This window comes from Pantoea stewartii, assembly GCF_011044475.1.
In the GTDB taxonomy this organism is placed as follows: domain Bacteria; phylum Pseudomonadota; class Gammaproteobacteria; order Enterobacterales; family Enterobacteriaceae; genus Pantoea; species Pantoea stewartii.
Window position 1 is genome coordinate 552243 of record NZ_CP049115.1, and the last position, 17804, is coordinate 570046.

At 55.9% G+C, this 17804-nt stretch carries 18 protein-coding genes; 9 read left to right on the plus strand and 9 right to left on the minus strand.

The window, feature by feature from the left end; translation table 11 throughout:
- Positions 1 to 62: 62 nt before the first annotated feature.
- Complete coding sequence (locus G5574_RS02500; RefSeq protein ID WP_164481987.1) at positions 63 to 1682, minus strand: peptide ABC transporter substrate-binding protein; 1620 nt, start codon at positions 1680 to 1682, stop codon at positions 63 to 65.
- Positions 1683 to 1836: 154 nt separating this feature from the next.
- Here G5574_RS02500 and mpaA point away from each other — a divergent pair, with 154 nt between their 5' ends.
- Positions 1837 to 2544, plus strand: a complete 708-nt coding sequence (gene mpaA, locus G5574_RS02505) for a murein tripeptide amidase MpaA (protein WP_164481988.1) — start codon at positions 1837 to 1839, stop codon at positions 2542 to 2544.
- Here mpaA and ycjG read toward each other — a convergent pair.
- A complete protein-coding gene (gene ycjG, locus G5574_RS02510) occupies positions 2519 to 3502 on the minus strand; it encodes an L-Ala-D/L-Glu epimerase (RefSeq protein ID WP_164481989.1) in 984 nt (327 codons plus the stop codon). The genes mpaA and ycjG overlap by 26 nt on opposite strands.
- A gap of 152 nt (positions 3503 to 3654) precedes the next feature.
- On the opposite strand from ycjG, the gene tpx reads away from it, so the two are divergent.
- Positions 3655 to 4158 carry a thiol peroxidase gene (gene tpx / locus G5574_RS02515; RefSeq protein WP_006119290.1) on the plus strand — a complete coding sequence of 168 codons (504 nt, stop codon included), beginning with the start codon at positions 3655 to 3657 and terminating at the stop codon, positions 4156 to 4158.
- A gap of 42 nt (positions 4159 to 4200) precedes the next feature.
- On the opposite strand, the gene tyrR is transcribed toward tpx, so the two are convergent.
- From tyrR to pspA, 7 genes are all read right to left on the minus strand, one after another.
- Complete coding sequence (gene tyrR / locus G5574_RS02520; protein ID WP_058701845.1) at positions 4201 to 5772, minus strand: transcriptional regulator TyrR; 1572 nt, start codon at positions 5770 to 5772, stop codon at positions 4201 to 4203.
- Between the two features lie 225 nt (positions 5773 to 5997).
- Positions 5998 to 7059, minus strand: coding sequence for a YcjF family protein (locus G5574_RS02525; protein WP_164481990.1), 1062 nt, complete (start codon positions 7057 to 7059; stop codon positions 5998 to 6000).
- Positions 7056 to 8453, minus strand: coding sequence for a YcjX family GTP-binding protein (locus G5574_RS02530; protein WP_164481991.1), 1398 nt, complete (start codon positions 8451 to 8453; stop codon positions 7056 to 7058). Before G5574_RS02530 ends, G5574_RS02525 begins: the two co-directional genes overlap by 4 nt.
- Positions 8434 to 8682: a phage shock protein PspD gene (pspD, locus tag G5574_RS02535; RefSeq protein ID WP_006119296.1), complete on the minus strand. Its 249-nt coding sequence runs from the start codon at positions 8680 to 8682 to the stop codon at positions 8434 to 8436. Before pspD ends, G5574_RS02530 begins: the two co-directional genes overlap by 20 nt.
- 54 nt (positions 8683 to 8736) lie before the next feature.
- The gene (gene pspC, locus G5574_RS02540) at positions 8737 to 9087 is read right to left on the minus strand and encodes an envelope stress response membrane protein PspC (RefSeq protein ID WP_039340218.1); all 351 of its coding nucleotides are present in this window, start codon (positions 9085 to 9087) and stop codon (positions 8737 to 8739) included.
- The gene (gene pspB, locus G5574_RS02545) at positions 9084 to 9311 is read right to left on the minus strand and encodes an envelope stress response membrane protein PspB (RefSeq protein ID WP_006119299.1); all 228 of its coding nucleotides are present in this window, start codon (positions 9309 to 9311) and stop codon (positions 9084 to 9086) included. Before pspB ends, pspC begins: the two co-directional genes overlap by 4 nt.
- Positions 9312 to 9348: 37 nt before the next feature.
- The gene (pspA, locus tag G5574_RS02550; protein ID WP_006119300.1) at positions 9349 to 10014 is read right to left on the minus strand and encodes a phage shock protein PspA; all 666 of its coding nucleotides are present in this window, start codon (positions 10012 to 10014) and stop codon (positions 9349 to 9351) included.
- 163 nt (positions 10015 to 10177) lie between these two features.
- On the opposite strand from pspA, the gene pspF reads away from it, so the two are divergent.
- The 7 genes from pspF (at position 10178) to fabI (ending at position 17738) form a co-directional block, all read left to right on the plus strand.
- Entirely contained in the window at positions 10178 to 11191 is a 1014-nt protein-coding gene (gene pspF / locus G5574_RS02555) for a phage shock protein operon transcriptional activator (protein ID WP_033741793.1), read from the plus strand.
- Between the two features lie 345 nt (positions 11192 to 11536).
- A complete protein-coding gene (gene sapA / locus G5574_RS02560; RefSeq protein WP_039340216.1) occupies positions 11537 to 13165 on the plus strand; it encodes an ABC transporter substrate-binding protein SapA in 1629 nt (542 codons plus the stop codon).
- Positions 13166 to 14131: a putrescine export ABC transporter permease SapB gene (sapB, locus tag G5574_RS02565; protein WP_039340214.1), complete on the plus strand. Its 966-nt coding sequence runs from the start codon at positions 13166 to 13168 to the stop codon at positions 14129 to 14131.
- Positions 14118 to 15008: a putrescine export ABC transporter permease SapC gene (gene sapC / locus G5574_RS02570; protein ID WP_164481992.1), complete on the plus strand. Its 891-nt coding sequence runs from the start codon at positions 14118 to 14120 to the stop codon at positions 15006 to 15008. Before sapB ends, sapC begins: the two co-directional genes overlap by 14 nt.
- A complete protein-coding gene (gene sapD, locus G5574_RS02575; RefSeq protein WP_006119309.1) occupies positions 15008 to 16003 on the plus strand; it encodes a putrescine export ABC transporter ATP-binding protein SapD in 996 nt (331 codons plus the stop codon). The genes sapC and sapD overlap by 1 nt, the downstream gene beginning before the upstream one ends.
- Position 16004: 1 nt before the next feature.
- Positions 16005 to 16808 carry a putrescine export ABC transporter ATP-binding protein SapF gene (sapF, locus tag G5574_RS02580; protein WP_039340210.1) on the plus strand — a complete coding sequence of 268 codons (804 nt, stop codon included), beginning with the start codon at positions 16005 to 16007 and terminating at the stop codon, positions 16806 to 16808.
- A 141-nt stretch (positions 16809 to 16949) separates the two neighbouring features.
- Positions 16950 to 17738: an enoyl-ACP reductase FabI gene (gene fabI, locus G5574_RS02585; protein WP_006119311.1), complete on the plus strand. Its 789-nt coding sequence runs from the start codon at positions 16950 to 16952 to the stop codon at positions 17736 to 17738.
- Positions 17739 to 17804: the final 66 nt, after the last annotated feature.

The window sequence follows — 17804 nt, forward strand, 5'->3', positions numbered from 1 at the left end:
GTTGCAATCCTGAGCCTGTGTACAAAGATGTCAGAAGGCGGCCCGTGGCAGACCGCTTTAGATCAGTGTTTCTCAATCCACAGTTCACGGCTGTAGGCGACGTCTTCCGGGTTGGTGATCGGATAGCCTTTCACCCACGGCTTGATCAGGCGACCATTGGTGTACTGGTAAATGGGCGCGATGGGGGCCTGTTCCGCAATGATTTGTTCGGCCCGGTTGTAATCTGCATTGCGGGCCTGGTCACTGGTTTCCATGCTCGCCTTGGCGATCACGGCATCATATTCGGCATTTTTGAAGCGCGGGATATTACTGCTGTTGCCGGATGTCAGCAGAGTTAAAAAGGTCGACGGCTCATTGTAGTCCCCCACCCAGGAGGCGCGGATGACGTCAAAGCGTCCAGAGTTACGGCTGTCGATATAGGTTTTCCACTCCTGATTTTCCAGCTTCACGTCCACGCCAAGATTCTTCTTCCACATGGATGCAACCGCAATGGCAATCTTCTGGTGGCTTTCAGAAGTATTATACAGCAGCGTCAGCTTCAGGGGTTTCGCCGGCCCGTATCCTGCCGCCGCCAGCAACGCTCTGGCCTGCGCGTCCATCTCTTGTTGATTATGCTGTTGCTGCAAGGCAGGCAGCGGTTTAAATCCGGCTGTCACATCTGGTGTAAAGTGCCAGGCCGGTTTTTCACCCGTGCCCAAGACTTTGTCCGCGATAACCTGGCGATCGATACTCCATGACAGCGCTTTGCGTACGCGCGCATCGGCCGTAGGGCCCTGCTGCGTATTAAACGCGTAATAGTAGGTTCCGAGTTGATCCGGCGTATAAACCTGCCCCGGCAGCGTCTTTTTCAGCAGGGCATACATGTTTTTAGGAAACGATTCGGTAATGTCCACATCGCCCGCGCGGTAGCGCTTGGTGGCGCTGGATTCTTCGTTGATGGGCAAAAAGGTCACTTTAGTTAACACGGCGTGCGCGTTATCCCAGTAGCGGGGATTACGCACCAGTACGATTTTTTCGTTAACCACTCGGCTGTCAAGTTGGTAAGCGCCGTTTCCGACCAGCTTGCCGGGCTGTGTCCACTGATCGCCCTCTTTCTCAATCACGCGTTGCGGGACGGGATAGAAAGCCACATTAGACACCATGGCCGGAAACCAGGGCACCGGGCGCGAGAGCGTCACTTTCAGGCGGTGTTTATCCAGCGCGGTGACGCCCAGTTTGTCCGGTGTTGTCGTCCCTTTAGTGATAGCGTCCGCCTCACTTAAACCACTGAGCGCGACAAAAGAGGCCTGAGACGAACTGGTTTTAGGATCCACTACGCGCTGCCAGCTGTAGACAAAATCCTGTGCAGTGACGGGCTCGCCATCAGACCAGCGTGCATTATTGCGCAGGGTGAAAATCCAGACTTTGTTATCACTGCTGCTCCAGCTTTGTGCCACGCCCGGCACAATTTTCCCGTGAGCATCCTGGCTGGTGAGCCCTTCGTAGAGATCGCGCATCACCTGGATTTCGGGCAGTCCCACGGCTTTAGCCGGGTCAAGTGACGCAGGCTCATCTTTGATGTGACGGACAATCTCTTGTTTTGCGGCGAGCTGCGCGCCTGCGGGCACCTCTGCGGCAAAAACGGGTAAGGTGGCGCTAAGCAGACTCAGGGCGGTTAGCGTTGGAGAAAAGCGAATAATCATGTTCACCCCTTTACGATAAAGAAGTGCTGCATCAGCGTCTCACTGAGTCAGCCTGTTACTGGCCACTTTATCGCAAATTGCTGATTGATAAATAGCTATTTTCCCCCGGCTGCTTTTCCGCTACTTTTAAGGAAACCCTCTGGAGAATGTCACTATGCCGTCAATGCATCCCCGCTCACAGCGCGGAAAACTGGCTATTTCCTGGCAGCAATACGGGCGTTCCGTTCTGGGTGCCCCGCTGCTCTGGTTTCCCGCTAATCAGACTGACAGCAACAGTGGACTGATTCTGGCTGGCACGCACGGTGATGAAAACGCCGCGATTGCGGCCCTTTCTGCGGCGCTGCGCACCCTGCCTGACGGCCTGCGCCGTCATCACGTTGTTCTGGCGGTCAATCCCGACGGCTGCCAGCTGGGGCTGCGGGCGAATGCTAATGGCGTTGACCTGAACCGTAACTTCCCGGCGGCTAACTGGCAGTCAGGTGAAACGGTGTACAGCTGGAACAGCGCGGCAGACGCGCGGGATGTGACGCTTTCGACAGGGGCACATCCCGCCTCAGAGCCGGAAACCCAGGCGTTATGCAGCCTGATTCATCAGCTAAAACCGGCCTGGGTGGTTTCCTGGCATGAGCCGCTGGCCTGTATCGACGATCCGCATCACGCCGAGGTCGGTGCCTGGCTGGCCGCGCAGACGGGTTTGCCGCGCGTCAGCAGCGTGGGCTATGCCACGCCCGGCTCCTTTGGCAGTTGGTGTCACGACCTGAGTCTGCCGTGCGTGACCGCAGAGATGCCCGTCATTGCGGTAGATGAGGCGACGGAAACGTGGCTGGAGGTGATGGTTAATCTGCTGCGCTGGCAGCCGTGATTAATGCCCCTTTCTGTACCTTCAGGGCGGGCTCGACATCGACAGCCAGCCAGGTGGCACCATCCAAATCGGCAAAGCGCACCATAGGTACCAGCGGCAAGGCGGCGCGAATCGCCCGGGACGTACAGATCATGCAGCCCAACATCAGCGTAAAGCCCTGATCGCGCGCAGCCTGTGCCAGCGCCAGCGCTTCCGTCAGCCCACCGGCTTTATCAAGCTTGATATTCACCATGTCGTAGCGCCCATGCAGCGCGGGCAGGCTTTCCCGCGTGTGGCAACTTTCATCGGCACAGATGGGTAAAGGGTGAATAAAATTTGCCAGCGCCTCGTCTTCTCCAGCCGGTAACGGCTGTTCCAGCATAGCGATTTCCAGATCGGCTAGCAGCTGGCAGCGTGCCGCCAGCCCTTCGGCGTGCCATGACTCATTCGCATCCACGATTAACGTGGCGTCGGGCACCGCCGCACGGATCGCCATCAGGCGCTCGGTGATAAAGTTGTTGTCCATTTTAATTTTGAGCAGCGTTGCGCCATGCTGCCACAGTGCCTGGGCACTGCTGGCCATCGCCTCTGGTGTATCAATGCTGACCGTTTGTGCGGTGACCACTGACGCGATCGGTGCAATGCCGACGACCTGTTCCAGCGTGCGGTGCTGCTGCCGGGCGGCCAGATCCCACAGCGCGCAGTCAATGGCATTTCGGGCGGCCCCTGCGGGCAACAGCGTTTGCAGTGCCTCGCGGGTCAGGCCCTGCTGAAGCTGGGGCATCACCGTCGCGATGTGCTCCAGCACCAGCGCTTCGCTTTCGCCATAGCGCGTATAAGGCGTGGCTTCTCCCGTGCCTTTTACTCCGTTTTCTTCAATTTCCACCACCACGACTTTGGCTTCAGTGCGGCTGCCGCGCGCGATGACAAACGGCATATGCAACGGCCAGGCTTCGGGATAACATTTTACCGTCCTCATTAGCGCTCCTTGTTGTCAGCGATTCATCACTGTCATTTAAATTCAGGCAACAATTACACTCGTAAACCCTTAAAATTTATGTCATAAACAAAGGCTATATCTGTACTGATGCCCTATTTTTTTGTCAGATAACATCATTAGAAGGAATTCGTATGTCTCAGACTGTTCACTTTCAGGGCAACCCGGTAGCGGTTGCTGGCCAGTTTCCGCAGCCCGGCGATAGCGCTAAACCTTTTACGCTGGTGGCCAAAAACCTCGCGAATGTCTCACTCTCTGAGTATGCAGGAAAACGCAAGATTCTGAATATTTTTCCCAGCGTCGATACTGGCGTGTGTGCGTCTTCGGTACGTAAATTTAACCAACTGGCGGGCGAACTGAATAATACCGTGGTGTTATGCATTTCAGCCGATCTGCCGTTTGCTCAGTCGCGCTTTTGCGGCGCAGATAACCTGAATAACGTGGTCACGCTGTCCACGCTGCGCGGTGGCGAGTTCAAACAGGATTACGGGGTGGAAATTGCTGACGGTGCCCTGCAGGGCCTGACCGCGCGTGCCGTCATCGTGCTGGATGAGCATGACAACGTGCTGTACAGCCAGCTGGTGAATGAGATCACCACCGAGCCGGATTATGATGCCGCGCTTGCCGCACTGAAATAAGACGGGACACAGCGGATAAGCGCCCGCTTATCCGCTGTGTTGTTATTCGCCGTCGCTGTCCCCGCGTTTCTGCCCTAACCCGTATTCCCGCAACTTATTGGCAATCGCCGTGTGCGAAACGCCAAGCCGTTTTGCCAGTTTTCGCGTACTGGGATAAGAAAGATACAAACGCGTGAGGATGGAACGTTCAAAGCGACGGGTAATCTGATCCAGCGTCCCTTCCATCGCCTCTTCTCCCAGCGACACATCAAGCGCCTGTTCCGGCAGTACGATGTCCTGAGGGCGCAATTCGTGGCCTTCGAGCTGGGTCAGCGCCCGATACAGCGCGTTTTTCAACTGACGCACATTGCCCGGCCAGTTGTAACGCACCAGAAACGCGTTGAGCTGCGAAGAAAGGCGTGGTCGGGGAATCCCCTGTTCATCGGCAAAACGCGCCACAAACATTTCCGTCAGCGGCATGATGTCCTGCACACGCTCGCGCAGCGGCGGCAGGTTAAGCGTCAGGACGTTAAGGCGATAGAACAAGTCTTCCCGGAACTCGCCACGCTGCACCAGTTCGAATAAATTCTTCTGCGTGGCGCAAATGACGCGCACGTTGACATGCACTTCATGCTCTTCCCCGACGCGACGGAAGGTGCCGTCATTCAGGAAGCGCAGCAGCTTGGTCTGCATCGTGGGCGACATTTCGCCAATTTCATCCAGCAGCACCGAGCCGCCATTGGCCTGCTCGAAAAAGCCCTTTTTGCCTTCCAGCGCATTGGGATACGCGCCCGCCGCGTGACCAAACAGCTCACTTTCCGCCACATCATCGGGAAGTGAAGCGCAGTTAAGTGCCAGAAACGGCATTTTTCCACGCGCACTGCGTAAATGGCAGGCACGGGCCAGCATATCTTTACCGGTGCCGGTATCACCAATAATCAGTAATGGCGCATCATGCATTGCCAGTTTACGTGCCTGCTCCACCACCTGACGCATTTTGGGCGTCACGGCGACGATATGATCGAACTCCGTTTCGTCCGTCACCACCAGGTTTTGTAACTGGCGCCCCATCCTCGCGGTGGACTTCAGCATTACCATCGCACCTACCAGCTGATCCTGCTGTTCGCTGTCGGCAGACAGATAGATGGGATGGGCTTCCATCAGAAAATCGCGCCCTTCAATGACCACATGCTGCGCCTGCGCCTGGACACGTTCGCTTTCCAGCCAGCGGCCAAAATTAAAACCGTTGATCAGGTGGTCGGCATTCACATTGCGGATCTTGTTCTCATCCAGATTAAACAGGTTTTGCGCGGCCGGGTTGGCCAGTTCTACCTTGCTTCTGAGATCAACAGAAAAAACCGGCTCGGGCATGGCAACCAGCAAGGCGCTCAGTACCCGATGCTCACGCTCTGAAGGCATATAGGGCACCGTGCGAACATCCGTTACGCCCGGCGTGCGACGGATTTCTGCCATCAGGTTACTAAACTGCTCAAACTCAAGCGTGGAGAAATTAAGATAGATGCGGCCTGATGAGGCCACTTCGATGCCGCGAAGATCGATTCCGCGCGCCACCAAAAGATCCAGTAATTCGCGCGCCAGGCCGATTCGGTCCTGACAAAACACTTCTAAACGCATTGCGTGGGCCTTATCCGTTTATTATCCGGCGATAATACGCTAAACCCCTACGCCGCAGAAAGGGGGCTGTCAGGAAAAGTTGACAGCCTTGATGCAAGCGCGTTTTTTTTAAACGGCAGGCTGTGGCGATGGCGGGAGAGCCCTGACAGTGACATTCGCTCAACGTTGTCAGGAGATAAAGCACAGAAGGCACAGCATCTGCACTCACGTTTCAGTGCACAACCGTTACTGGCGTTTCTCTCCGCCCTTCTGCAGCGCTTCTTTTATCTGGCCTATCAATTCACGACGGTAGTCGCCCAGGCGGGGTTTGTCGTTTTCCAGCCAGGGTAACGGCCGACACAGCTCCATAGCTTTAATGCCAAGACGTGCGGTCAGCAGGCCTGCGCCAATGCCCTGCGCGGCACGGGCGGACAGGCGCGCCGCGATATCCTGCGACATCCAGTCCATGCCCACTTCACGCACCAGCTCAGACGCGCCGGCAAATGCCATATTCAGCAGCACCAACCGGAACAGGCGCAGTCGGCTAAAGTAGCCCAGTTCAATACCGTAAATAGCGGCAATACGGTTGACCAGCCTGATATTGCGCCAGGCAATAAAGGCCATATCGACCAGCGCCAGCGGACTCACCGCAATCATCAGGGCGGATTCTGCGGCATGACGACTGATTTCCCGCCGGGCCTGGCGATCGAGCACCGGCTGCACCAGTTGGGCATACAACCGCACGGTTTCACCGTCATTATGGGTTTCATGGAGCGAAGCATGCCAGCGTTGTAACGCAGGATGCGCCTGATCGAGTTCGGCCTGGCGAGCCAGTTTTTCGCAGAAATCCCGCCCTTTACCCACGCTGTGGCTGTTAAGCAGTTCCCGACCCAGATCGCGCTCTTCTGCACGCTGACGCAGCTGATACAGTCGTCGCCACTCGCCGGTTAACGCGCCGACACCCGCGGCCACGATCAGTCCCCCGGCCATCCCGCTGCCCAGCGCAAACCAGTCATGCGCCAGCCAGGCGTTGTTGATCCACTGCACGCCCTGCGCCACGATGCTGATCCCAAACAGGCCCAGCCCGGCACCGACCATGTTGCGCCACAAACTGCGTTTGGGTTTCAGGGCCGCTTCGACGGCGCGCTCCCCTGCGCTTTCCTCTTCCACCGCCGTCTCGCTTTCTGCAACGGCTAAAAACGCGTTCCGGGCTTCCGCGTCGAAGGTTTGCGCCGGACGCAACACGTCATTCGGCTTGTCGTTCAGCGGCGTTGCAAAATCAATACGCGGCTTTAACGGATCGCTCATCGCAATTTATCTCCCAGTAAAAACTCCAGTGCCGCATCCATGCGGATATGCGGCAGAGGACGATCGATATCCAGTTGCTGTGGGCGAAACTGCTCAAACTGAAAACCCTGTTGTTGCCAGAACGCCGCCCCCGGCAGGCGCGGGGGAACTTCACCCGGATAGACCGTCAGTGCCTCGCCATCCGCTAAGCGGTGCCCGCGCAACGCGGGGATTTTTTCACCCTGATGATCAACCTGTCCACTCTGGGTCGCCTGTACCGAAGCCAGACCAGTACAGTCCATGCTGATACCTTCAAATGCGGCATTTTGCCAGGCATCCTGCACCAGTTGCTGTAACAGGGACACCATATTGCCGTGCTGGTCGTGGGTAATGTGATCGGCTTTGGTGGCGGCGAACAGCAGCTTATCGATCACCGGCGAAAAGAGACGGCGAAACAGCGTGCGCTGACCGTAGTGAAAACTCTGCATAAGCTGCGTAAGGGCTAACCGCATATCGTTAAAGGCCTGCGGGCCGCTGTTGAGCGGTTGCAGGCAGTCCACCAGCACAATCTGGCGGTCAAAGCGTACGAAATGGTTTTTATAGAATCCTTTAACTACATGCTGGCAGTAGTAATGAAACCGCTGTTGCAGCATGGCGAAATTGCTGCCTTTGTCCGCCTGCGCCAGTTTCGCCGCCTGGGCATCGTCAGCAGTAGGACACGGAAAAAACTGGAGTGCGGGCGCGCCCGCCATATCGCCGGGCAGCACGAAGCGGCCTGGCTGGATAAAGTGTAATCCTTCGGCTTTGCAGCGATGCAGGTAGTCAGTCCAGGCCTCGGCAATGTCGGCTAAACGGTTCTCGTCAGCCGGTGCCAGCGGATCGAGGCGCTGACACAGGTCGCGCCAGGGTTGCGCCCACAGGGCGCGATCGCCCTGCAACAAGCCGTTCATCTGGCGTGACCAGGTCAGGTAATCCTGTGCCAGCATCGGCAGATCAAGCAACCATTCGCCGGGGTAATCAACGATTTCAAGATAGAGCGTGGCGGTCTCTTTCAGATGACGCAGCAGCGAGTCATGCGGACGGTAACGTAACGCCAGGCGCATTTCGCTGACGCCACGCGTGGGCGTGGGCCAGGCAGGCGGTGAACCGTAAAGCTGCGCCAGCCCTTCGTCATAGGTGAAACGGGCCGTGCCCATGTCACGTTGCGGCACGCGTTTCACCCCTAACAGGCGTTCATCACGCACAACGGAAAACAGCGGCAAACGAGCGCCGCTGTGGACAGAAAGAAGTTGGTTGACCAGCGAGGTGATAAAAGCTGTTTTACCACTGCGGCTGAGACCGGTGACCGCCAGGCGAAGGTGGCGGTCGACGCCGCGATTCATTAATGCTATCAGTTCAGTTTGCAGTCTTTTCATCGTTTTCCCTGATGAAGCGCGACGCTACCCGGTTCATCACGCGTTTCAATAGCGGCTCAAGCGCCAGGCCAAGCAAAATGCGCAGTGGACGGCGCGCGACCGATTTGACGGCCCAGCCGGTCACGCCGGCAGGCCCGTAAGTAACAGCATTGATAATGATGAATCTGGCGGCTGACTTCAATGCAGGTGTGGCACGATGGCGAAACGTTGCTGCGCGCGAAACGGTCATGAATACCTCCCGGTCATCAGCAGACGGGCCGGTCTGGCCCGTAGCAGACGATAATTAAATCTGACGGAAACGACTGCGCACACTAAACGTTTCAGAGGTGACGTAACGTTCTATATCGCGAACATTACGCTCATCCTGTTGCAGTGCGGTTTCCAGTTGGTCAAGCAGTTCGCTGGCTGTGGGCTGAGCTTCACCGTTGTCGACGCCAGCAGGTTTTACGTCCAGCACAAAACCCAGCGCAAAGTAGGCAATCACGGTAAACACAAACAGCCCAAAGAACAGCGATAACACCACAATGATACGCAGCAGCCGCACCGGCACATCCAGATACTCAGCCAGCCCGGCACAGACGCCCATCAGCTTTCCTTCGTCAGGCTTACGCCATAATTTACGGCCTCTTATCATGGCTGCCTCCAGTTAGGATGTTCTGCATCCAGGATCGCTTCTAACGCATCAATGCGTTCGCGCATGCGCTGAGCATCCCGGGTCACCTGTTGCAGACGCTGCATCTGACTCTGTGACAGCTCCGCTCCGCCGCTGCGCTTGTTACTGTAGTGTAACCACAGCCAGACGGGGGCCACGAACAGCACAAATATTGTAAGAGGTATCGCCAAAAATAGTGCGCTCATTGACTCTCCTTAATCCTTTCCTACTGTCAGCGGCGGTTTATTCGCTGCGGTTCATTTTGGCTTTCAGCGCATTCAGTTGCTGACTGATTTCGTCATCGGCTTTCAGCTCAGTAAACTGCTGATCCAGGGTTTTAGGTTTACCAAAACCGTGGCTCTCCGCTTCCGCTTCCATATGATCGATTCGGCGTTCAAACGATTCGAAACGCGCCATGGCTTCATCAATTTTACCACTGTCCAGCTGACGGCGGACATCACGGGATGACGAGGCGGCCTGATGGCGCAGCGTCAACGCCTGCTGGCGCGCGCGGGTTTCGCTCAGTTTTTTCTCCAGCTCAGCAATCTCACCTTTCATGCGCGTCAGCGTTTCGTCAACCTGTTCGACTTCGCGTTTGAGCGAGGCGATCAGATCGGTCAGCTTCTGTTTTTCGATAAGCGCAGAACGGGCCAGATCTTCTTTATCTTTGCGAATCGCCAGTTCTGCTTTTTCCTGCCATTCAGCCTGCTGCAGCTCAGCCTGCTCGATACGGCGTGACAGCTGTTTCTTTTCGGCCAGCGCGCGGGCTGACGTCGAACGCACCTCGACCAGCGTATCTTCCATCTCCTGAATCATCAGGCGCACCAGTTTCTGCGGATCCTCTGCGCGTTCCAGCAGTGAATTGATGTTGGCATTAACGATGTCAGCGAAACGAGAAAAAATACCCATAATGATGCTCCTCTTGATGGTCATAGTTTTAGCTTGTTGGCGAGGACTAATTCAAGATGCGTGCCAATTTTTATCTTATTGATTTTAATTACGATAATAAGCTGGCAGTTTTTTTTGCCTGACCTAATATAGTTAAATTGATTAATCAGTGGCGAAATTCATCATGTCTGTGAACAACGACAATTTGCTGGGCGAATCAAATAACTTTCTGGAAGTGCTGGAGCAGGTGTCAAAGCTCGCGCCGCTGGAGAAGCCTGTGCTGGTGGTGGGCGAACGCGGGACAGGTAAAGAGCTGATTGCCAGCCGTCTGCACTACCTTTCTGACCGCTGGCAGGGCCCTTTTGTCTCTCTTAACTGTGCGGCGCTGAACGAGAATCTGCTTGATTCTGAGCTTTTTGGCCATGAGGCAGGTGCCTTTACCGGTGCGCAAAAACGTCATCTGGGCCGCTTTGAGCGCGCGGATGGTGGCACCTTGTTTCTTGATGAACTGGCGACAGCCCCCATGCTGGTTCAGGAAAAACTGTTGCGGGTAATTGAATACGGCCAACTGGAACGCGTGGGCGGAAACCATGTTTTTCAGGTTAATGTGCGTCTGATCTGCGCCACCAATGAAGATTTACCCGCGCTGGCCGAAGCCGGTAAGTTTCGGGCCGATCTGCTGGATCGCCTGGCCTTTGATGTGGTGCAGTTGCCGCCGCTTCGGGAGCGCCGCAGCGACATTCTGGTCATGGCTGACCATTTTGCCATACAGATGTGTCGGGAGCTCAAACTGCCGTTGTTTCCCGGCTTTACGCCCCGCGCACAGCAAACCTTGCTTGAGCATCACTGGCCGGGCAACGTGCGCGAGCTGAAAAACGTGGTCGAACGATCCGTCTATCGCCATAACACCAGCGATACCGCGCTGGATGAAATCATCATTAACCCGTTTGCCCGCCGCAGTGAAGCCGCAGACAGGGCCGCCCCCTTGCCTGCTACCGAGTCGCCAACCGCCCTGCCTTCACTTCCGCTTGATCTGCGCCAGTGGCAGAACCAGCAGGAACGTGACGTGGTGGAAATCAGCCTGCAACAGGCAAAGTATAATCAGCGCCGCGCGGCCAGCTTACTGGGCGTCACCTATCATCAACTCCGTGCCATCATGAAAAAACACGGTATTCAGGCGCGCGACGGACAACATTAGCGGGCTTTTATATACGTACAGAAGCTGACAACGTGCCGGAGCATGCTGTAATGCATTCAGGCGGGTAAAAAAAGGGCCCGCCGAAGCGGGCAACTGGAAGCAATGTGAGCAATGTCGTGCTCTTCTTCGGTAGAGCCCCGTCGAAGTGCAACTGAATAATAATCATTCCTGTTTGCATCTGTAAAGTGTTATTGAGAATTTTTCTCATCTCCACACCAACGCTGCGCCTTTTTGCGCGGGTCGTTTACACCTGCTGTACGAATCGTCGGCAATCGATGACGCAGAGTTGGGACCACGCGCGCTTTGCGATACACTTTGCCCAATGCCCGAGAATCGTTGAGTTCTATGTTAAAACTAATGCCTTCGCTGTTGCTGAGTCTCAGCGTGTTGAGCGCGCCTGTGTGGTCCGCGCCCGCACCTGCCACGGATATTCGTCAAAGCGGCTTTGTCTATTGCGTCAACGGGACGCTAAATACGTTTAACCCGCAGATGGCCAGTAGTGGTTTAACGGTGGACACACTGGCGGCGCAGCTCTATGACCGCCTGCTTGATGTCGATCCCTATACCTATCGTTTACAGGCTGACCTGGCCGACAGCTGGGAGGTGCGTGATAACGGCGCGACCTATCGCTTTCACTTGCGTCACGGTGTGCAGTTTCAGCACACCTCAAACTTTACGCCTACCCGCACGATGAATGCCGACGATGTGGTCTTTAGCTTTGCGCGCATGTTTGACCGTAAACATCCCTGGCATGACGTTAATGGCGGCTATTATCCCTATTTCGACAGCCTGCAGTTCGCTGACGCCGTGCAGAGCGTGAAAAAGATCGATAACTATACGGTCGAAATTCGCCTGAACAGCCCTGATGCGTCGTTTCTCTGGCACATGGCAACCCACTATGCGCCCATCCTCTCGAAGGAATACGCAGACAGCCTGGACAAAACAGGTCATCAGGAAACGCTGGATCGGCTACCTGTGGGCACCGGCCCGTTTCAGCTGAGTGAATACCGCAGTGGGCAATATATTCGCCTGGCCCGCAATCCCTACTACTGGAAAGGCGTACCGCGCCTGCAACAGGTGGTGATTGATCTTGGCGCGGGCGGCACCGGCCGGTTATCGAAACTGCTGACCGGTGAGTGCGATGTGCTGGCCTATCCTGCCGCCAGCCAGATTTCCATTCTGCGCGACGATCCCCGGCTACGTATGACGTTGCGGCCCGGTATGAACATCGCCTATCTGGCCTTCAACACGCGAAAACCCCCGCTCGACAGACCGGAAGTGCGTCACGCGCTGGCGCTGGCCATTAATAATGAACGCCTGATGGAGTCGATTTATTACGGCACGGCAGAAACTGCGGCCTCGATTTTGCCGCGTGCCTCCTGGGCTTACGATACGGATGCCAGCATCACCGCCTACGATCCGAAAAAGGCTAGGGCTGCGCTGGAAGCGGCGGGCGTGACCGATCTTCACCTGCGTCTGGTGGTGCCTGCCGCCTCGCAGTCCTGGAACCCCGCGCCGCTGAAAACGGCAGAACTGATTCAGGCCGATCTGGCACAAATTGGCGTTAACGTCACTATCGTGCCGGTTGAAGGCCGTTTTCAGGAAGCACAGTTGATGGCGATGAACCACGACCTGACCCTGGCAGGCTGGGCAACCGACAGTAACGATCCTGACAGTTTCTTTCGTCCCCTGCTGAGCTGCGCGGCGATTGCCTCACAGACCAACTATGCGCACTGGTGCTCGCCTGCGTTTGACAGCACGCTGAAAAATGCTCTGCTGTCGCAACAGCTGTCCGGACGCATTGAAAGCTATGATAAAGCCCAGCAAATTTTAGCTCAGGAACTGCCCGTCCTGCCGCTGGCTTCATCCTTGCGCCTGCAAGCCTACCGGCATGATATTAAAGGCCTGGTACTGAGTCCGTTTGGTAACGCTTCCTTTGCTGGCGTTTATCGTGATGAGCGGGAGGATCGATAAGTGATCATTTATATTTTGCGTCGGCTGGTGTTACTGGTGATTACGCTGTTTTTTCTCTCGCTGGTGAGTTTCAGCCTGAGCTACTTCACACCGAATGCCCCGCTCGAAGGCGCCTCACTGTTCGATGCCTGGTGGTTTTGGTTTAAAGGCATGCTGCAACTGGACTTTGGCGTATCCAGCACCAATGGTCAGGAAATTGGCCTGCAACTGCGCGAGGTCTTTCCGGCCACCATGGAGCTGTGCCTGATGGCCTTTACGCTTGCCTTAATCGTCGGCATTCCGCTGGGGATTTGTGCGGGTGCCCTGCGTCATAAATGGCAGGACAAAGTTATCAGCGCATTTGCCTTGCTGGGTTTTTCGATCCCGGTCTTCTGGCTCGCCCTGCTGTTTACCCTGTTTTTCTCGTTAACGCTGGGCTGGCTGCCGGTTTCCGGTCGCTATGATCTGCTCTATCCGGTCCAGAACATAACCGGTTTTGCTTTAATCGATGCCTGGCTCAGCCCCTCACCATGGCGGCATGAAATGATGATCAGCGTGCTGATGCACCTGATTTTACCGGTGACCGTGCTGGCGATGGCCCCGACCACTGAGATTGTGCGTTTACTGCGCATCAGCACCAGCGATGTCGTCGATAAAAACTATGTTAAAGCTGCGGCGACCCGCGGGCTCTCGCGCTTTACCGTTATTCGCCGTCATGTGCTGCATAACGCCCTTCCGCCTGTCATTCCGCGCCTGGGTTTACAGTTCTCCAGCATGTTAACGCTGGCGATGATTACGGAGATGGTTTTTAACTGGCCTGGCCTGGGGCGCTGGCTGATTAACGCCATCCGTCAGCAGGACTATGCGGCCATCTCAGCAGGCGTAATGGTGACCGGTGGACTGGTGATTGTGGTGAATGTGCTCGCTGACATCGTCGGCGCGGCGCTGAATCCGCTGAAACATAAGGAATGGTATGCCGTCCGATAACATCTACGCCGAAAAACGCCTGCCCAGTGCGTTTCGCCAGAGCTGGCACCATTTTTATGGCGATATGCCGGCGATGATTGGCCTGTACGGCTTTGGCGCGCTGCTGCTACTGTGTCTGTTCGGCCATTTTCTGGCCCCTTACAACATCGACCAGCAATTTCTGGGTTATCAACTGCTACCGCCCTCCTGGTCGCGCTACGGTGAGGTTTCCTTTTTTCTCGGGACGGACGATCTGGGGCGTGATTTACTGAGCCGCCTGCTGAACGGCGTGGCCCCCACGGTTGGATCGGCCATTCTCGTCACGCTGTTTGCCACCTTCTGGGCGCTGGTGCTGGGGATTGTGGCGGGCATGACGCACGGTGTGCGTTCTGCGGTGCTGAATCATGTCCTGGATACGCTGCTGTCCATTCCCTCACTCTTGCTGGCCATTATCGTAGTGGCGTTTCTGGGGCCGCGCCTGGAGCACGCATTACTGGCCGTGTGGCTGGCGCTGATGCCGCGCCTGGTGCGCGAAATCTACAGCGCCGTTCATGACGAACTGGAAAAAGAGTATGTGATTGCGGCTCGCCTGGATGGCGCCACCAGCATCAATATTTTGTGGCACGCCATTTTGCCTAACGTTTTGCCTATGCTGATCAGTGAAATTACGCGCGCGCTGTCGATGGCTATTCTCGATATCGCCGCACTGGGTTTTCTTGACCTCGGCGCGCAGTTGCCCTCGCCTGAGTGGGGTGCGATGCTGGGTGATTCGCTGGAGCTGGTGTATGTTGCGCCCTGGACTGTCATGCTTCCCGGTGCCGCGCTGATGGTCAGCGTGTTAATGGTTAATCTGCTCGGTGACGGCATTCGTCGGGCCGTCGAGGCAGGAGTGGAATAATGCCGTTACTGGATATTCGTAATCTGACGATTGAATTTATGACCGCTGACGGGCCGGTCAAAGCGGTAGACCGCATCAATTTATCACTGACTGAAGGCGAAATTCGCGGTCTGGTGGGTGAGTCGGGCTCGGGCAAAAGTCTGGTTGCCAAGGCGATTTGTGGCGTGACCAACGACAACTGGCGCGTCACCGCAGACCGTATGGTCTTTGATGACGTGGATTTGCTGCGTTTGTCGCCGCGTGAGCGTCGCCGCATCGTAGGTCACAATGTGTCGATGATTTTCCAGGAACCGCAGTCCTGTCTCGATCCCTCGGAAAGTGTCGGCCGTCAGTTGATGCAGGCGATTCCGCGCTGGACGTACAAAGGACCGTGGATGAAGCGCTTTTGGTTCTGGCGAAAAAACCGCGCCATCGAGCTGCTGCACCGCGTCGGTATTAAAGATCACAAAGACATCATGCGCAGCTTTCCCTACGAACTCACCGAGGGCGAGTGTCAGAAAGTGATGATTGCCATCGCACTGGCGAATCAGCCGCGCCTGCTGATTGCCGACGAACCGACCAACGCCATGGAGCCGACAACGCAGGCGCAGATCTTTCGCCTGTTGAGCCGTCTGAATCAGAACAACAACACCACGATTCTGCTAATCAGCCATGACCTGCGTACTCTGAGTCACTGGGCTGACAGGATCAACGTTATGTACTGCGGACAAACCGTGGAAACGGCGCAGAGTGAAGACCTGATGACCACGCCGCACCATCCGTATACCCAGGCGCTGATTCGTGCGATGCCAGACTTTGGCCGACCGCTTCCTCACAAGAGCCGCCTGAATACCTTATCCGGCGCGATTCCATCGCTTGAAAGCCTGCCCATTGGCTGCCGTCTTGGGCCGCGCTGCCCATATGCACAGCGTAAATGTGTGGAAACGCCACGGCTGACGGGCTCCCGTTCGCATCTCTATGCCTGCCATTTTCCGCTCAACGTGGAGGGCCAATAGCATGGAAACGCTACTGGAAGTGCGCAATCTGAGCAAAACGTTTCGTTATCGCACCGGTCTGTTTCGCCGTCAGCATGTCGAGGCGGTGAAGTCCGTAAGCTTCACGCTGCGGGAGAAGCAGACGCTGGCGATCATCGGCGAAAATGGCTCCGGCAAATCAACGCTGGCAAAAATGCTCAGCGGCACCGTTGCCCCAACGGAGGGGGAAATCATTATTGACGATCATGCGCTGAGCTTTGGGGATTATGGCTACCGTAGCCAGCGCATCCGTATGATTTTCCAGGATCCTTCTACGTCGCTTAATCCCCGGCAGCGCGTCAGTCAGATTCTGGAGCTGCCGCTGCGCCTGAATACCGATCTTGACGCCGAGGCGCGCGAGAAACGGATCATTGGCACGCTGCGTCAGGTGGGATTACTGCGCGACCATGCCGGTTATTATCCGCATATGCTGGCACCAGGCCAAAAACAGCGTCTGGGCCTGGCGCGGGCATTAATTCTGCAACCCAAAGTGATTATTGCTGATGAAGCGCTAGCCTCACTGGATATGACCATGCGCTCACAGTTGGTCAACCTGATGCTGGAGCTGCAGGAAAAACACGGCATCGCCTACATCTACGTGACGCAACATTTAGGGATGATGAAGCATATCAGCGACAAAGTGTTGGTCATGCATCAAGGCGAAGTCGTGGAACGCGGCGGGACGGCCGACGTGCTGGCTTCTCCGCTGCATGATCTGACCAAACGTCTGATCAATAGCCATTTCGGCGAAGCGTTAACGGCCGAAGCGTGGCGACGCGAGCGTTGATTTTTCGGGGTTTTGTGGAAAACTGTGCGCAGTTTTCCTGATTTAAGGCAGACGTGCTAGAATCCGCACGTCGATTAACGTCGGTCGTCTATTATTTAAACAACGCGACCGCCAACTACCATGACCATAAGGATTACAGCTATGGGTTTTCTTTCCGGTAAGCGCATTCTGATTACTGGTGTTGCCAGTAAACTTTCCATCGCCTACGGTATTGCACAGGCGATGCACAAACAGGGCGCAGAACTGGCTTTCACCTACCAAAACGACAAACTGAAAGGTCGTGTGGAAGAGTTCGCCAAAGATTTGGGTTCTGACATCGTACTGCCATGTGATGTTGCAGAAGATGAAAGCATCCAGTCCCTGTTCGCTGAGCTGGCAAAAACCTGGCCGAAATTTGACGGTTTCGTTCACTCAATTGGTTTTGCCCCAGGCGACCAGCTGGATGGCGATTACGTGAATGCCGTAACCCGCGAAGGTTTCAAAATTGCGCACGACATCAGTGCCTACAGCTTTGTTGCCATGGCAAAAGAGTGCCGTGCGATGCTGAACCCCAACTCAGCGCTGCTGACGCTGTCCTACCTGGGTGCAGAGCGCGCTATCCCTAACTACAACGTAATGGGCCTGGCAAAAGCGTCTCTGGAAGCAAACGTACGTTACATGGCCAATGCCATGGGACCAGAAGGCGTGCGTGTGAACGCCGTTTCTGCCGGTCCAATCCGTACGCTGGCGGCTTCAGGCATCAAAGATTTCCGTAAGATGCTGGCTCACTGTGAAGCGGTAACCCCGATTCGCCGTACCGTGACCATCGAAGACGTCGGTAACTCTGCGGCCTTCCTGTGTTCCGATCTGGCGGGTGGTATCACCGGCGAGATCGTTCACGTCGACGGCGGTTTCAGCATCGCCGCGATGAACGAACTGGAACTGAAATAAGTTTCCTCATGGGCGAGCGCTGCTCGCCCTGTCCTTCCCCGCCTGCGCCCTCGTTATTCCTTATTG

Coding starts and splice junctions, on each gene's coding strand:
- G5574_RS02500 (WP_164481987.1), bottom strand. CDS start 1,682: ATGATTATTCGCTTTTCTCCAACGCTAACCGCCCTGAGTCTGCTTAGC.
- mpaA (WP_164481988.1), top strand. CDS start 1,837: ATGCCGTCAATGCATCCCCGCTCACAGCGCGGAAAACTGGCTATTTCC.
- ycjG (WP_164481989.1), bottom strand. CDS start 3,502: ATGAGGACGGTAAAATGTTATCCCGAAGCCTGGCCGTTGCATATGCCG.
- tpx (WP_006119290.1), top strand. CDS start 3,655: ATGTCTCAGACTGTTCACTTTCAGGGCAACCCGGTAGCGGTTGCTGGC.
- tyrR (WP_058701845.1), bottom strand. CDS start 5,772: ATGCGTTTAGAAGTGTTTTGTCAGGACCGAATCGGCCTGGCGCGCGAA.
- G5574_RS02525 (WP_164481990.1), bottom strand. CDS start 7,059: ATGAGCGATCCGTTAAAGCCGCGTATTGATTTTGCAACGCCGCTGAAC.
- G5574_RS02530 (WP_164481991.1), bottom strand. CDS start 8,453: ATGAAAAGACTGCAAACTGAACTGATAGCATTAATGAATCGCGGCGTC.
- pspD (WP_006119296.1), bottom strand. CDS start 8,682: ATGACCGTTTCGCGCGCAGCAACGTTTCGCCATCGTGCCACACCTGCA.
- pspC (WP_039340218.1), bottom strand. CDS start 9,087: ATGATAAGAGGCCGTAAATTATGGCGTAAGCCTGACGAAGGAAAGCTG.
- pspB (WP_006119299.1), bottom strand. CDS start 9,311: ATGAGCGCACTATTTTTGGCGATACCTCTTACAATATTTGTGCTGTTC.
- pspA (WP_006119300.1), bottom strand. CDS start 10,014: ATGGGTATTTTTTCTCGTTTCGCTGACATCGTTAATGCCAACATCAAT.
- pspF (WP_033741793.1), top strand. CDS start 10,178: ATGTCTGTGAACAACGACAATTTGCTGGGCGAATCAAATAACTTTCTG.
- sapA (WP_039340216.1), top strand. CDS start 11,537: ATGTTAAAACTAATGCCTTCGCTGTTGCTGAGTCTCAGCGTGTTGAGC.
- sapC (WP_164481992.1), top strand. CDS start 14,118: ATGCCGTCCGATAACATCTACGCCGAAAAACGCCTGCCCAGTGCGTTT.
- sapD (WP_006119309.1), top strand. CDS start 15,008: ATGCCGTTACTGGATATTCGTAATCTGACGATTGAATTTATGACCGCT.
- sapF (WP_039340210.1), top strand. CDS start 16,005: ATGGAAACGCTACTGGAAGTGCGCAATCTGAGCAAAACGTTTCGTTAT.
- fabI (WP_006119311.1), top strand. CDS start 16,950: ATGGGTTTTCTTTCCGGTAAGCGCATTCTGATTACTGGTGTTGCCAGT.